Source organism: Erwinia rhapontici, assembly GCF_012271765.1.
Classification (GTDB): domain Bacteria; phylum Pseudomonadota; class Gammaproteobacteria; order Enterobacterales; family Enterobacteriaceae; genus Erwinia; species Erwinia rhapontici.
Genome location: NZ_VRKO01000010.1, coordinates 329,204 through 344,751 on the forward strand (window position 1 = coordinate 329,204; position 15,548 = coordinate 344,751).

10 protein-coding genes are annotated in these 15,548 nt (G+C 52.6%); 7 read left to right on the forward strand and 3 right to left on the reverse strand.

Annotated features, from left to right (window positions below):
- Nucleotides 1-3 precede the first annotated feature (3 nt).
- Both FVB43_RS06795 and FVB43_RS06800 read right to left on the reverse strand, forming a co-directional pair.
- Nucleotides 4-3,342, reverse strand: coding sequence for a diguanylate cyclase (locus FVB43_RS06795; RefSeq protein ID WP_159336328.1), 3,339 nt, complete (start codon nucleotides 3,340-3,342; stop codon nucleotides 4-6).
- Between the two features lie 160 nt (nucleotides 3,343-3,502).
- A complete protein-coding gene (locus tag FVB43_RS06800) occupies nucleotides 3,503-4,132 on the reverse strand; it encodes a phosphatase PAP2 family protein (protein WP_227534793.1) in 630 nt (209 codons plus the stop codon).
- A gap of 272 nt (nucleotides 4,133-4,404) precedes the next feature.
- On the opposite strand from FVB43_RS06800, the gene udk reads away from it, so the two are divergent.
- From udk to asmA, 3 genes are all read left to right on the forward strand, one after another.
- Nucleotides 4,405-5,046 (forward strand): uridine kinase, encoded by a 642-nt coding sequence (gene udk / locus FVB43_RS06805; protein WP_133841520.1) that lies wholly within the window; start codon nucleotides 4,405-4,407, stop codon nucleotides 5,044-5,046.
- Nucleotides 5,047-5,070: 24 nt separating this feature from the next.
- The gene (gene dcd / locus FVB43_RS06810; protein WP_133841521.1) at nucleotides 5,071-5,652 is read left to right on the forward strand and encodes a dCTP deaminase; all 582 of its coding nucleotides are present in this window, start codon (nucleotides 5,071-5,073) and stop codon (nucleotides 5,650-5,652) included.
- Nucleotides 5,653-5,882: 230 nt separating this feature from the next.
- Complete coding sequence (asmA, locus tag FVB43_RS06815; protein WP_167863634.1) at nucleotides 5,883-7,730, forward strand: outer membrane assembly protein AsmA; 1,848 nt, start codon at nucleotides 5,883-5,885, stop codon at nucleotides 7,728-7,730.
- Between the two features lie 48 nt (nucleotides 7,731-7,778).
- Here asmA and FVB43_RS06820 read toward each other — a convergent pair whose 3' ends face one another.
- Nucleotides 7,779-9,344, reverse strand: a complete 1,566-nt coding sequence (locus tag FVB43_RS06820) for a TerC family protein (protein ID WP_167863635.1) — start codon at nucleotides 9,342-9,344, stop codon at nucleotides 7,779-7,781.
- An 813-nt stretch (nucleotides 9,345-10,157) separates the two neighbouring features.
- Here FVB43_RS06820 and wbaP point away from each other — a divergent pair.
- The 4 genes from wbaP (at nucleotide 10,158) to wzc (ending at nucleotide 15,482) form a co-directional block, all read left to right on the forward strand.
- Nucleotides 10,158-11,591: an undecaprenyl-phosphate galactose phosphotransferase WbaP gene (wbaP, locus tag FVB43_RS06825; protein WP_133841524.1), complete on the forward strand. Its 1,434-nt coding sequence runs from the start codon at nucleotides 10,158-10,160 to the stop codon at nucleotides 11,589-11,591.
- A 115-nt stretch (nucleotides 11,592-11,706) separates the two neighbouring features.
- Complete coding sequence (locus FVB43_RS06830) at nucleotides 11,707-12,840, forward strand: polysaccharide export protein (RefSeq protein ID WP_133841525.1); 1,134 nt, start codon at nucleotides 11,707-11,709, stop codon at nucleotides 12,838-12,840.
- Between the two features lie 15 nt (nucleotides 12,841-12,855).
- On the forward strand, nucleotides 12,856-13,290 hold the full coding sequence (locus FVB43_RS06835; RefSeq protein WP_133841526.1) for an arsenate reductase/protein-tyrosine-phosphatase family protein: 435 nt from the start codon (nucleotides 12,856-12,858) through the stop codon (nucleotides 13,288-13,290).
- Between the two features lie 11 nt (nucleotides 13,291-13,301).
- Nucleotides 13,302-15,482: a tyrosine-protein kinase Wzc gene (gene wzc, locus FVB43_RS06840; protein WP_133841527.1), complete on the forward strand. Its 2,181-nt coding sequence runs from the start codon at nucleotides 13,302-13,304 to the stop codon at nucleotides 15,480-15,482.
- Nucleotides 15,483-15,548: the final 66 nt, after the last annotated feature.

Here is a 15,548-nt window from a genome sequence, read left to right on the forward strand (position 1 = left end):
GGGTTATTTTATCGCGAAGTAGCTGTTGAGCAGCAGTGTCGACAGCGGCTGGCGTGGCGCAATCACCTCACCCCAGACGACATCAATCCCAATGTTCGACAGCGTATTCAGTGCCACCGGCAGTTCTACTGGCCCGGCGAGGGTGCTGATCCCCAGACGCTGGGCGTGGCCGTGAATGATCGACACCATCATTTCGTCCATCAGGTTGCAGTGAACGTTGGCGACCAGCTCACTGGCGAGGATCAGATAGTCGATCTCCTCGGCCGGTAGCTGGTTAAACGCATCAAGATTACGGCCAAAATTGCGCAGTACAATACGGCTTCCCGTGGCGCGCAGACGGGCAATATTCTGGTGCAGTACGACATCATGCTGGCTCAGTACATCGGCGTTGATCGCGAACCAGATAAGGTTGGCCGGAACGTCGTAGCGTGCAAACTGTGCGAGTGTCTCGTTGATAAAGTGCGGATCACGTAAACCAAAACCTGAAACCGGTAGCGCCAGCGTTAACCCTTTGCTCAGCGCACCCTGCGCATAATGCTGGAAAAACTCTCTAATCAGTTTACGGTCAAGGGCCACAAACAGATCACCATCCTGTAACCCGGCGCGGAAGCTGGCCTCATCAATCTCTTGTCCCTCCGGTGTAAACAATTGCATCTCCGCCAGATAGAAGCTGGTGGCATGAATTTTCCCAGGCGGTGCGGCGGCCCAGACGTGCAGCCGCATCGGCTGCTGAGCGATGATTTGTTCGTTTTCAATGCGACTCATTACGGGTTTCAGGCGCTTCAGCAGGTGGCTTTCATACACGGAAAGCTGGCCGCGTCCGTTATTTTTGGCGTGATAGCAGGCGAGATCGGCCTGTGCCATCAGTTCACTGGCGCTGGCATTCTCCGGGCTGATAAGCGTCAGACCTGCGCTGGCACCAACATGATGCAAACGGCCCTCCCACAGGAAACCATAATCGTTCACGGCGTGAACAATACGGTCGATTACCTCACTGGCCTGTTCCAGTGAGCAATCTGGCAATAATGCACCGAATTCGTCACCCCCCAGGCGGGCCAGGAAATCGCTAGCGCGCAGATGCTGCTGCATCACGCCAGAGACTTCACGTAACAATGCGTCACCCGCTGCATGGCCCGCGGTATCGTTGACCGCTTTAAAACGGTCGAGGTCAATAAAGACCAGCACATGTTGCTGCTGTTCTGTGCAAGAGAGGATAAGACGTTTTAACTGATGTTCGAAACTGACGCGATTGGGAAGGCGGGTCAGCATATCGTGAGAGGCGCTGTAGCTCAGACGCTTAAGCATCGCACGTGATTCGCTGACGTCCTGAATGACCATCACGCTACCGATATTTTCTCCGGTCAGCGTTTTCAGTGGCGACAGACTGTAATGTATGGCGAACTGTTCGCCGGAACGATTATGCAGCACCAGTTCGGCATCAAGATCGCCCGGTATTTTTTGCTGGGGTAAGTCGCACAGCAGCAGATTTTCACGCTCGGGACCCTGGCTGCCGTGAGTGATATGCAGAATATTGCTGATATGTTGACCCGATGCCTGATGTTGCAGCCATCCGCTCATTTTTTCCGCCACCGGGTTCATAAAGATAACGCGCATCTCTTCATCGGTGCTGATCACGGCTTCACCGATAGCATCGAGAGTAATATGCATGCGTTCTTTCTCTTCATAGAGCGCATCGGTTAACTGGCGCAGCGGGGTCATATCCTGATTGATGCCCAGCATACGTTCGACGTTGCCTTTTTCATCCAGCACGATACTGCACTGCGCGCGGATATGGCGGATGCCGATGTCGGTCTCAATGCGAAATTCAATATCGACGGGCGTGGCATTCTTAATCGCGTTGTCGAAAGTGGTGATGGCCTCATCGCGGTCGGCAGGGTGCAGGCTGTTTGCCCAGGTCAGATAGGTCGCCTGCGCATGGGTGGGGAGTTGGTAAATCTGGAACATGCGCTTATCCCAGTTCATGGTTCCGCTTTGCAGGTCCCACTCCCACACGCCGATACCGCCAGCTTCATTCGCCAGGGTGATGCGTTCCATCAACTGCTGATTGACCTTCGCGGTTTTCTTCAACTCGGTAATATCTTCAATTTGCGCAATAAAGTAGAGCGGCTGCTGCTCATTATCACGAACCAGCGAGACGGCCAGCAGTGCCCAAAGGGTTTGCCCGTTCTTACTGAAATAGCGCTTCTCCATGCTGTAACTTTGAATATCACCTGCCAACAGGGTATGTAACTGAACCAGGTCTGCATCAAGATCGTCAGGATGCGTCAACTGCTGGAAGGTCATCGCATAGAGTTCCTCGGGCGTATACCCCAGCAGTTGGCACAGGGCTTTATTGGCCTGCATCCACTGACCACGGGTAGAGACCAGTGCCATACCGATAGCTGAATATTCCATCGCGTGACGGAAACGGGTCTCGCTCTCAGAAATATGTTTGCGCTCCTCGCGAAACGAATGCATCACCAGCGTCATCATATGGCTGGGGATCAGCGCCAGCAGAAAAGGCACCCATGGCATGGAGGAGAGCAGCTGTGCACTGGTGTTGTCCGTTGGGATGAGGTGAAGCGCCAGCATCAGCGACATCATGGAAATGGTCGCGAGATAGATAACAAAGGCTTCAAAGCGGGGCAGTCGCACCGCACTGTAGAACAGGATCACAATCACAAAAGTGAACGGCCAGGGGGCATAGCGCAGCGTTACCCAGCACAGGAACAATGTGATGACCAGAGTCAGCAGCGTTTCGAACAAGACATTCTGGCGTAAGTGACGGCGAACATAATCAGGCTGCCACAGCAGACAAACCGGCCCCAGAGCCAGCATGCCGATCACCTCGGAAATCGTCCACGTGGTAAAAAAACGAAATGAGGCATGGCCGTTGATATCCAGTATCCAGGTGGCTAACAACCCGCCTGCCAGTGGCGTAAATATGCCGATGGAAACGACCATCTTGCACCAGCTGTACAGGGAGTTGAGCGGCGCACGTCGGTCAAGCAGCTGGCGAAGCAGTATTCCCCCCATCAATGCCTGTAGCAGGTTAACCAGGGGGAATTTTAGATTGGAGAACGACAGACCCAGCACCGTGGCATTAGCGCAGGTGACCCCCAACACGCAACCGAACAGAAGCACAGGCAGATCGCGCGAAGGATTGCGGAAAACCACCATGGTCATCAGGGCGGTGGAAAACCACAGCGGGGAAATTTGCCCGCTGACTTTAATCAGCTCAAGGCAGAAAAAGGTGACGACAAAACTCAATAATCCCAATAGCAGCCCGTTGACCCAACGTGGGCGGGAGAGGGCTATTCGTTGTAACGTTTCTGTCGTCATTACATATCCAGCGCAGCGCCGATATAGGCGTAATCTCAATAACTAATGCCATGCTAGCATAAGGAATAGACGATGCAGCGGCAAATGCACAATCAAAAGATCGTCTTATTCGGACGATTGAAAGGGGGGCAATATCGCGTCAGGGGGAGGTTTTGCGCCATTACTGGCGCAATTTGAGCAACTCTTCACGGGTCCAGGCATGGTCGATACCGGCGATCTGTACGGACAGGCGTTGCAGGAACTGCTGGGTGGTGGCGATGCGGCCATGCCCAATCAGCAGCAGCGGCACCAGAAGGGCAATGCTCAGTTGCCACAGGGAAAATCCGCGCGGGCGGGTGTGACGCTGGCCGATCAGGAATGCGCTGCTCAGTGTAAAGCCGAGGATTAATCCACAGACCACTTCACTGACGGAGTGATAATGTAGTACCAGGCGTGAGATGCCGACCATCAGCGGGATCAGATAGCCGATAGCGATGGCTGAAATACGCCAGATTGCCGGCAGACGCGCACTCAACAGCCAGAGCATCACCGGCCAGAGGGTGGCAGACATCGCGCTGTGGCCGCTGAAGCCGGTGAAATTGAAACGTGCGCTGCCAATACCAAACCCCAGGAAGGCGATTTTTGACAGGCTGACCACCGCGCCTGCGGTGCAGAAGGCCAGCAGCCAGTACCAGGCCGTGCGTTTATTGTCACTTTTCCGGTGGAGTAATAACGCCATAATGGCAGCGGTGGGGATCAGCAACATGCTGTCGCCAAAATAGGTCAAAATATGGACGATATGCCAGGACACACGGTTTCCTTTTTACTGTTTTTCTGTCCATCAGTTTAACGATGAAACTGATTGTCGCCTAACGGGAAAGTCTGAAAAAGTTGCAGGCGCTTTTTACTGGCATCAGCAGGGGTAACTCCCTATAATTGCGCCCGCTATGCCCTTCATTTTTCAAGCCGCAGGCGTTTTTATTGGCGTTTTTTGTCTGCGCTAACATCAGACCCTAAGAGGGGGCTCGAAATCTGCCGGGTTATGCTTACCCTTATATTGTCTCAGAACCAGGTCTTTAATATATGACTGACAAGTCGCATCAGTGCGTCATCGTAGGTATCGCAGGCGCTTCAGCCTCGGGAAAAAGTCTTATTGCCAGTACGTTGTATCGTGAAGTACGCGATCGCGTGGGCGATGAAAATATTGGTGTCATCCCCGAGGATGCCTACTACAAAGACCAGAGCCACCTCACTATGGAGGAGCGGGTCAAGACGAACTACGACCACCCCAGCGCTATGGACCACAATCTGCTGCTACAACATCTGCAGATGCTGAAAGCCGGGCAGGCGATTGAGCTCCCCGTCTACAGTTATGTGGAACATACTCGCACCCAGCAAACCATCTGCCTTAAGCCGAAGAAAGTGATCATCCTTGAAGGGATTTTGCTGCTGACGGATGCGCGACTGCGTCAGGAGATGAACTTCTCTATCTTCGTTGATACCCCGCTGGACATCTGTTTGATGCGTCGTATGAAACGTGATGTGAACGAGCGCGGGCGCTCAATGGACTCGGTGATGGCACAGTATCAGAAGACGGTGCGCCCGATGTTCCTGCAATTTATCGAACCTTCAAAACAATACGCTGACATTATTGTGCCGCGTGGCGGCAAAAACCGTATTGCCATTGATATCCTGAAAGCGAAAATTAATCAGTTCTTCGAGTAATCGAAGCGTCTGTTGGAGTGCACCATGAGATTATGTGACCGCGATATAGAAGCCTGGCTTGATAATGGCAAACTGGGCATTGATCCCCGCCCGCCGGTTGAACGTATCAATGGTGCCACCGTTGATGTCCGCCTGGGCAATCAGTTCCGCACTTTTCGCGGTCATACTGCTCCTTTTATTGATTTAAGTGGACCGAAAGACGAAGTCAGCGCGGCGCTGGAACGCGTGATGAGCGATGAAATTGTGCTGCCGGAAGGCGATGCCTTCTATCTGCACCCTGGTGAACTGGCGCTGGCGGTGACGCTGGAGTCGGTGACCATCCCCGACGATCTGGTGGGCTGGCTGGACGGTCGCTCTTCACTGGCGCGTCTTGGGCTGATGGTTCACGTGACCGCTCATCGTATTGACCCGGGCTGGCAGGGCCGGATTGTGCTGGAGTTCTATAATTCAGGTAAACTGCCATTAGCGCTGCGCCCTGGCATGCTGATTGGCGCACTCAGCTTTGAGCCGCTGTCGGGGCCGGCAGCGCGTCCTTATAACAGCCGCCAGGATGCCAAGTACAAAGGGCAGCAGGGGGCGGATGCCAGCCGCATCGATAAAGACTGATTACCCGGCATCATTCAAGCTGAGCTTACACTATCAGTCAGTGACTGGGATGAGGGACGGCAGCCAACACCGCTGTGAGCGGAAAGAAGAGTGATGAAACCCTTTAGATTTCAGCTTGCAGCAAGGCGGCAACTGAGCGAATCCCCAGGAGCTTACATCAGTCAGTGACTGGGGTGAGGGAAGGCAGCCAACACCGCTGTGAGCGGATAGATGAAGGGTTAAGGAGAGGCATGAAAAGATTTATAACGACCCTTGCCATTCTACTGGTGGTGATGGTAGCGGGTATGACCGCGCTGGTCGTGCTGGTCAATCCTAATGATTTTCGCGCCTATATGATTCGCCAGGTGGAGCAGCGTAACGGCTACCAACTGGCGCTCAATGGCGATTTGCGCTGGCATGTCTGGCCGCAGCTCAGCATCCTTTCCGGGCCGGTGACCCTGACCGCGCCGGGTGCCGCACAGCCCGTTGTCAGTGCGCAAAATATGCGGCTTGACGTCGATCTGTTGCCGCTACTTTCCCATCAGCTTTCCGTCAAGCAGGTGATGCTGAAAGGTGCCGTTGTGCGCCTGACGCAGGACAGCGAAAGCCAGCGTCCTGCCGATGCACCTATCGGTCCCGTCGATAAAGGTAACACTGCTTCCGTCAGTGACGTAACGCATGGCTGGAAGTTCGATATTTCCCATCTGCGCATTGCTGACAGCCTGCTGGTTTGGCAGCAAGCTAATGGTGAACAACTGAACGTGCGTGATTTTAATCTGGCGCTGGATCAGACGCAGCCTCGCCGTGCAAACATCACGCTGAGCAGCCGGATAAACCGTGACCAGCGCGAGTTGCAGGTGAGCATGGACAGCGATCTGGATATTACCGATTATCCACGACACATCGGCGCGGTCATCAATCAGTTCGATTACCAACTCAAAGGGGCCAATCTTCCTCAGGACGGCGTGAAAGGCAGCGCCCGGATGAAAGCCCAATGGACGTCACCAACCCGTCAGTTCAGTCTTGAAGATATCAGCCTCAGTGCCAATGACAGTCAGCTCACTGGCACGGTGTCAGGTTCCCTGGGGACGCGCCCCCAGGTGGTTGCCAGTCTGCACGCGGCCAGTCTCGATCTGGATGCCTTACTGGGCCTGAACCCCGTTTCTGCCGGGGGGGGCACAGGGGCTGAACAGCGTTCCGGCCCTGCACCGGTGATTGCTGCGTTACCAGAGTATGATAATGCCGATTCCCCTCTCAATGCGATGGACGGTCAGCTCTCCCTGGTGGCCGACAAACTCAACTGGCGCGGGCTGCAGATGAACAATGTGCAGTTGGACGCCGCCAGTGAAGGGGGGTTACTGACGGTGAACACCTTCAGGGGCCAGGCCGCTGACGGCAGTTTCTCTCTGCCAGGTACGATTGATGTGCGTAGCGCACAGACCAAAGTGGCACTCCAGCCAGACCTGAAGCATTTTGCACTGACGCCGTTGTTGAAAGGGTTTGAATTGCCAAACAACGTCAGTGGTGCACTTTCGCTCAAAGGGGACTTTCACGGTAAGGGGCTGACAGTCGACGCCTTTAAGCGACAGTGGCAGGGCAGTGCAGATCTGAGTATTCGTAATGCGCAGTTTGCCGGTCTGAACTTCCAGCAATTGATCCAGCGTGCGGTGGAGAATAACAGCACCAAGGTGCGCGGTCAGAATGACGACAGCCAGCCCAACCTGCAACAAATCCAGGGGCGGCTGGCACTCAATAATGGCGTGTTTAATTTTGGTCGCCTGGATGCCCGGTCCGATCAGCTCAACTATACCGGCGCTGGCATCATTGATGTGGTGAAAAGAACGCTGGATATTCGCTTTGGCGTGACGGTGACGCAAGGCTGGGTTGGTGACAGTACGCTGGTGCAACGTCTGCAACAAACGCCAGTGCCGTTACACATCTTTGGTCCGTGGTCGGCGATTAACTACAATCTGAGAGTGGATCAGGTTCTGCGTGACCAGTTACGTGACGAAGCCCGTCAGCGTCTGCAGCAGTGGATTGAACGTAACCCGGATAGCAACAACAAAGACGATATGAATAGATTGCTGAAAGGTTTGTAATGTTGTCGGGGTCGATGGGAACAGGATCGACCCCGACATTGGCTGACATTATCCGGCCTCATTCTGCGGGATAATCAGCACCTTCTGTACCCGATGACTCTCAACCTGTAACGTCCGGAACAGATAATCTCCCACCTGAACCTCTTCCCCTTCCTGCGGTATGCGCTGCAAATGTTCCATCAGTAATCCTGCCAGCGTGAGGTATTCGCGCTTCTCATCCAGTACCAGCGGCAGATGCATGGCCAGATCGTCGAGTGGCATATGGCCATTTGCCGTCCAGCTGCCGTCAGCATTCTGTTGAATGTCGTAGCGCGGATCAATCTTCTCCCCTTCATTTGGCAGGTTGCCGGCGATGGTTTCCATCACATCACTCAGCGTCACAATGCCTTCAACCGATCCAAACTCGTCGACGACAAACGCAAAATGGGTACGGGCGGTACGGAATTGTTCCAGCGCGGGCAGCAGGGCAAGTTGCTCAGGGAAAACCAATGGCTGGCGGATTAGCGCGCGCAGATCAAGGTCATTGCCATGCAGAGCCTGCTTTAACAGGTCAATAATGTGTACCACACCGAGCGGTTCATCACTGTTTTCGGTAATGATCAGTCGCGTATGTTGATTATTGTCCAGCAGCGCCATGATTTTTTCCGGCGACTCTGCCAGGTCAATATGCTCAATATCATGACGTGAGGTCATGATGCTGCGAACGCTGCGCTGGCCCATGGCCAGCACGCGAGCAATCATCATGCGCTCCTGCTTGTTGAAGATGGCTTTGCGCCCGGCATTATCGGCAATCAGTGATGAGGTTTCCGCATCCAGTTCAGCCTGCTCGTGGTGGCCGCGCAGTAGTCTCAGTACCGCTTCTGCGGTGCGTTTACGCAGCGGCGATTTTGCAGAGAGGAAACGACGGCGATTAAACTGCGCCAGCTGGTTCAGGGCTTCAATAATCACTGAGAAACCGATGGCAGCGTACAGGTACCCTTTAGGAATATGGTAGCCAAAACCATCGGCTATCAGGCTGAAGCCGATCATCAGCAGGAAGCTGAGGCAGAGAATGATAATGGTCGGGTGACCGTTAACGAAACGGGTTAGAGGCTTACTGGCCAGCAGCATCAGGAAGATGGCAATAATCACCGCTGCCATCATCACAGCGAGGTGGTCAACCATACCTACCGCGGTGATCACTGAATCCAGCGAGAACACCGCATCCAGCACCACAATCTGTGCCACCACAGGCCAAAAGCGTGCGCCACGTTTTTGCGGGCCTTCTTCTCCATCCTTACCTTCCAGACGCTCGTTCAACTCCATTGTGGCTTTAAACAGCAGGAAGACGCCGCCGACTAGCATGATCAGATCGCGTGCACTAAAACCGTGACCGTTGACGCTAAACAGGGCATCGGTCAGTGATGACAGCCAGGAGATCGAAGCCAACAAGCCAAGGCGCATCAGCAGAGCCAGCATCAGGCCTGTGACGCGAGCACGGTCGCGCAGTGCGGGGGGAAGCTTTTCAGCCAGGATGGCTATAAACACCAGGTTATCAATACCCAGGACCAGTTCCAGCAGGACTAGCGTGACCAGGCCGGCCCAGATTGACGGGTCGGCGATCCATTCGAACATTGTTTTCACCTGAACAGCATATGAGATCATCAATGATGAGTCGGAATCGCCACCATTTCAACCTGTAATCCGGGCGTATTGTCTTTATGGCTTCGGGGATGGACCATAAATCAACCTTATCGGCGGATTAATAACCATCGGTTACCGAAATTCTTAAACTGTTTCTTTTCAGGATTAATCGTATAGGGCCAGATTGATTAAAGAGTAATACTTATAACCTGAATACACGGAAGTAGGATTATTCTTAGTTTTCGACAGGGAATTAATCTTAATTTTACTGTGAGAGGAGTAGGGCAATGAGTGGTACTGACGCAGCAGCAACGTAGTCTTATTCCTAAAAGAAGGTACGGGCGAGGGGAGCCTCTTGTAAACAGGCCAGTTATAACTAGTATAGCAACGTGTTACTGAATGTCTGCGTGGATGTTGTATTTAGCGCAGTACTGACGGATTAAATGTTGATTTATGTGAATGATGACGCATTTCCGTCGATAAAAACGCTAAAACCTGACGCTTAAAATGGCAGGTGAACAACATGAAATGGCAACATTACAGCGCATTGGCAGCTACAAGCCAGGGGCGGTAGCGTGTCCTGACGAGTCTTGAGACTGTTCAGGAAGCGCCGCGGAACAGTAAACGTTCATGTTGATTTTCTTGCCAAAATCTCTAGCCGCTATGCCAGCTACGATGACCTTTTTGTCAGACTCCCTAAATAAGTTTCCTGTGTAATAACTGATGTGTTGATTAAATACTCATCTCACCAGGTCAGAGACCAATAAAACACAGGCTTCCTAAGATAAAAATTACGAGTTAACTATGCGCGATATTGAATTTACCTTTAAAGGGTTGTTAATAAAACTGTCATTGGCTCTCTCAGATCTCATCTGTTTTAATGCGGCACTGGCTGTGGCCATTCTGCTCATTAATAGTTTTCCAGGTGATATTCTGTCGGATATACCTGCCATCGATTTCAAATTGACTATTGTTACACATATTCTCCTTTCTGTTGTTTGTGTGGGATGGTTCTGGGTGAGATTACGCCATTACACTTACCGCAAACCCTTCTGGTTTGAGTTAAAAGAAGTCTTCAGAACCGTCTTAGTATTTTCGATTATTGCACTTTCAATCAGCGCATTATCTAAATGGGAATTGTCCCGTTGGATTTGGGTATTAACCTGGTTGCTGGCGATGGTGATGATCCCGGTGGGTCGTGCCGTTGTGAAACGCGTGCTTAATCGAAACAATCTGTGGAAAAAGCAGTCGATTATTTTAGGCAGTGGTAAAAATGCCGAAGAAGCGTATCAGGCGCTGCAAAGCGAAGAAGTGATGGGCTTTGATGTGGTGGCTTTCTTTGATGTCGATGGCAGCCAGCCCGCTCATGAACTCTTCGGTATCCCGGTTGTGAAAGACGAGCAGACGCTGTGGGCAATGGTGAACAGCGAAACGCAGTTTATCGTGGCAGTGGAATATGAGCAGAGCCAGTCACGCGATCTGTGGCTGAAGAATCTGGCCAAACATAACTGCCGTTCAGTATCCGTCATCCCTTCACTGCGTGGTGTGCCACTTTATGGCACAGATATGGCATACATCTTTAGCCATGAAGTGATGATTCTGCGCGTGAACAACAATCTCGCCAAGCGCACCTCGCGCTTCCTGAAACGCACCTTCGATATCGTTGGCGCGCTGGGGATTATCACTATGCTGTTGCCTGCATTAGCGGCGCTGATATTTATGGTTTCCCGCGACGGTGGTGCCCCTATTTATGGTCATGAACGCGTTGGCTTCAAAGGCCGCAAATTTAAATGTCTGAAGTTCCGCTCCATGGTGGTGAATTCGAAAGAGGTGCTCGAAGAGGTGCTGCGCACTGACCCGGCAGCGCGTGAAGAGTGGGATAAAGACTTTAAGCTGAAAAATGACCCGCGCATTACCCGCGTTGGACATTTTATCCGTAAAACCAGCCTTGATGAATTACCGCAGTTATGGAATGTCGTGCGCGGTGAAATGAGTCTGGTGGGGCCACGTCCGGTGATTGAAGCCGAACTGGAACGCTATGCGGGTGATGTGGATTACTACTATATGGCTAAACCAGGCATGACCGGATTGTGGCAGGTGAGCGGACGTAATGATGTTGATTACGAAACGCGCGTCTACTTCGACTCCTGGTACGTGAAAAACTGGTCACTGTGGAACGATATCGCCATCTTGTTCAAAACCGTCGGTGTGGTTCTGAAACGGGATGGGGCTTATTAAAACAAAGCAGGGGGCCTTACAAATAAGTACCTGATTTGCAGTATTAGCAACTTTTAGACGCTACACAGCGGCGGTCTCGCCATTCACATTCAAATTACTGATAGCGATAAACCAGATGATTAAAATCAAAACTAAATTGATACCCCTGCTGGTCTCAGCAGCGTTCCTTTCCGGCTGTACCATCGAGCCGGGCAGCCACCTTTCCACCACGGGTAAAGATGTTGTCAAGCAACAGGACAGTGATTTTGACATCGACAAATACGTTAATGTCTTCCCGCTGACGCCGGGCCTGGTTGAACGCATGCGACCAAAACCGGTTGTGGCACAGGCGAATGAAGCGCTGCAGCGCGAGTTGCAGGCTTATGAGTATCGTATCGGGGTCGGTGATGTTCTGACGGTGACCGTCTGGGATCACCCGGAACTGACAACCCCATCTGGTCAGTATCGTAGCGCCAGCGACACCGGTAACTGGGTCCATTCCGATGGCACGATCTTCTATCCGTATATCGGAAAAGTGCGTGTAGCGGGTCGCACGGTGCAGGAAATCCGTGATGAGATCGCCCGCCGCCTGTCCCAGTACATTGAAAGCCCGCAGGTCGATGTCAGCATTGCCTCATTTAAATCACAGAAAACCTATGTGACCGGTGAAGTGACGACGTCTGGCCAGCAGCCGATCACCAACGTGCCGTTGACCATTCTTGATGCCGTCAACGCCGCGGGCGGGTTAACCGCCAACGCCGACTGGCGAAACGTAGTGCTGACGCACAACGGCCGCGAGCAGCCTATTTCATTACAGGCGCTGATGAAGAACGGTGACCTGTCGCAAAACCATTTGTTGTACCCTGGCGACATTCTTTATGTGCCGCGTAATGACGACCTCAAAGTGTTCGTTATGGGTGAAGTGAAACAGCAGGCCACACTGAAAATGGACCGCAGCGGCATGACGCTGTCGGAAGCGCTGGGTAATGCTCAGGGCATGGATCAGGCCGCTGCTGATGCAACGGGTGTCTTCGTGATTCGTCCAACTAAAGGACCTAACCGCAGCAAAATCGCCAACATCTATCAGCTCAATACTAAAGATGCCGCCGCGATGGTAATGGGTACCGAGTTCCAGTTAGAACCTTATGACATCGTTTATGTCACTTCTACGCCGCTCACCCGTTGGAACCGCGTGATTTCACAGCTCGTTCCGACCATCAGCGGTGTTTACGATGCGACACGTACCGTGCAGACGCTTCATAACTGGTAACCGCCGGGAAACATTATGATTAATTCAATCTTAGTTGTTTGTATCGGAAATATCTGCCGTTCCCCCACCGGGGAACGACTGCTGAAATCCGCACTACCTGAGAAGAATATCGCATCCGCGGGATTGGGGGCCATGGTCGGCCACGCTGCTGACGACACTGCCAGCAGCGTGGCCGGTGAAAATGGTGTGTCACTGCAAGGGCATGTGGCACAGCAACTCACGTCGGGCATGTGCCGGGATTACGATTTGATCCTGGTGATGGAAAAAAAACATGTCGACCAGGTCTGCCGCATCAACCCTTCCGTACGTGGCAAAACCATGCTGTTTGGACACTGGATCAATCAGCAGGAAATCGCCGACCCGTATAAGAAAAGCCGCGATGCCTTTGAGGCCGTGTACGGAATCCTTGAAAACGCTGCCCAGAAATGGGTCAACGCATTAAGCCGATAGTTGGGACTTCCATGAAAATAAAAAGTAAGGCACCGTCAGCGCCTCAAGACGATTCAAACGGGTTCGATCTGGCGCATCTTGTGGGACAGTTCATTGACCATCGCTGGATAATCGTTGCGGTTACGGCGTTATTTATGTTGATGGGCACGCTTTACAGCCTGTTCGCCACGCCGATTTACAGCGCGGATGCCATGGTGCAGGTTGAGCAGAAAAATGCCAACACCGTGTTGAATGACCTGTCGCAGATGATGCCCAATGCACAACCTGCGTCAGCGACTGAAGTGCAAATTGTTACCTCACGTATGGTGCTGGGGAAAACGGTGGCAGATCTCGGCCTTGATGTGCTGGTGCAGGAGGATTATTTCCCGGTGATCGGTAAAGGCCTGTCACGCATGATGGGCAATAAGCCGCAGCAGATAGCCATTTCTCGCTTGAAAGTGCCGGCTATCTGGGATAAACGCCAGCTAACGGTCGAAGTCGATGGGCCGGACAGCTACACCGTCAGCAAAGACGGCGATGAGCTGTTTAAAGGTAAAGTCGGCCAGTTTGAACAGCACGGCGATGTCACCATGCTGGTCAGCGACATTCAGGCAGAAGAAGGCACCAGCTTCACCGTGTCTAAACTGAGTGACCTGCAGGCCATCAAACTGATCTACAACAACCTGACCGTTGCGGATATGGGCAAGGACACCGGCGTGCTGGGCCTGACCTATACCGGTGAAGATCCAGTATTGATCAGCCAGGTGCTGAACCAGGTGATTAATAACTATCTGTATCAGAACGTTGAGCGCAAATCTGAAGAAGCCGAGAAGAGTCTGGCCTTCCTGAAGAACCAGCTGCCTGATGTTCGCAGCAAACTGGATGTCGCAGAAGACAAGCTGAATACCTTCCGTCGCCAGAATGACTCCGTCGATGTGTCGCTGGAAGCGAAGTCTGCGCTCGACTCTTCTGTCAGCATTCAGACACAGCTGAACGAACTGACTTTCCGTGAAGCGGAAGTGTCACAGTTGTTCAAGAAAGATCACCCGACCTACCGCGCCCTGCTGGAAAAACGCGCCACGCTGGAAGGTGAGCAGAAAAAGCTGAACGGCAAAATCAGCCAGATGCCGCAGACTCAGCAGGAAATTGTGCGTTTAACGCGTGATGTGCAGGCAGGGCAGGAAATCTACATGCAACTGCTGAATCGTCAGCAGGAACTGAGCATCAGTAAGGCCAGCACCGTAGGTGATGTTCGCATCATCGACCATGCGGAAACCGCTGGTACGCCGGTCGCACCGAAAAAACTGTTACTGATTCTGGCCAGTCTGGTGGCAGGCCTGGTGGTATCGGTGGGTCTGGTGCTGCTGAAAGCCCTGTTCCATCATGGCATTGATAACCCTGAACAGCTGGAAGAGCTGGGCCTGAGCGTGTATGCCAGCGTACCGCTTTCCGAATGGCAGCGTAAGAAAGATGCCGAAGCACTGGCGAAACGTAACCTGAAAGGTAAAACAGACCCGCACAACACGCTGCTGGCACTGGGCAATCCAACGGATCTCTCCATCGAAGCAATCCGCAGCCTGCGCACCAGCCTGCACTTCGCCATGATGGAAGCGAAAAACAACATTCTGATGATTACCGGTGCCAGCCCGGGAATAGGTAAAACCTTTATCTGTTCTAACCTGGCAACGCTGGTGGCGAAAGCCGGTCAGAAAGTGTTGTTTATCGATGGCGATATGCGTCGCGGTTACACCCATGATTTGCTGGGTGCTGACAGTAAAACGGGTCTGTCGAACATTCTGTCCGGTAAGACACCCTTTACCCCGGATCTGATCCAGCGCGGTGATTACGGTTTTGATTTTATTGCGCGTGGTCAGGTGCCGCCTAACCCGTCTGAGCTACTGATGCACAGCCGCATGAATGAGCTGCTTGACTGGGCCAGTCAGCACTATGACCTGGTGTTAATTGATACCCCACCGATTCTGGCTGTGACCGATGCGTCTATTATCGGCAAGCTGGCGGGAACCTCCCTGATGGTGGCGCGTTTCGAAACCAACACCCTTAAGGAAGTGGAAATCAGCTACAAACGTTTCGCCCAGAACGGTATCGATATTAAAGGGGTGATCCTCAACGCCGTAGTACGTAAGTCAGCTAATGCCTATGGTTACGGCTATGACTATTACGACTACAGCTATAAGCAGGATGCAAAGAGCTAATATCCCTGAGGAACCTTTATACCGAAAGGGTAAAGGTTCCTTTTTTTCTGGTGAGTGTTTGTTTGT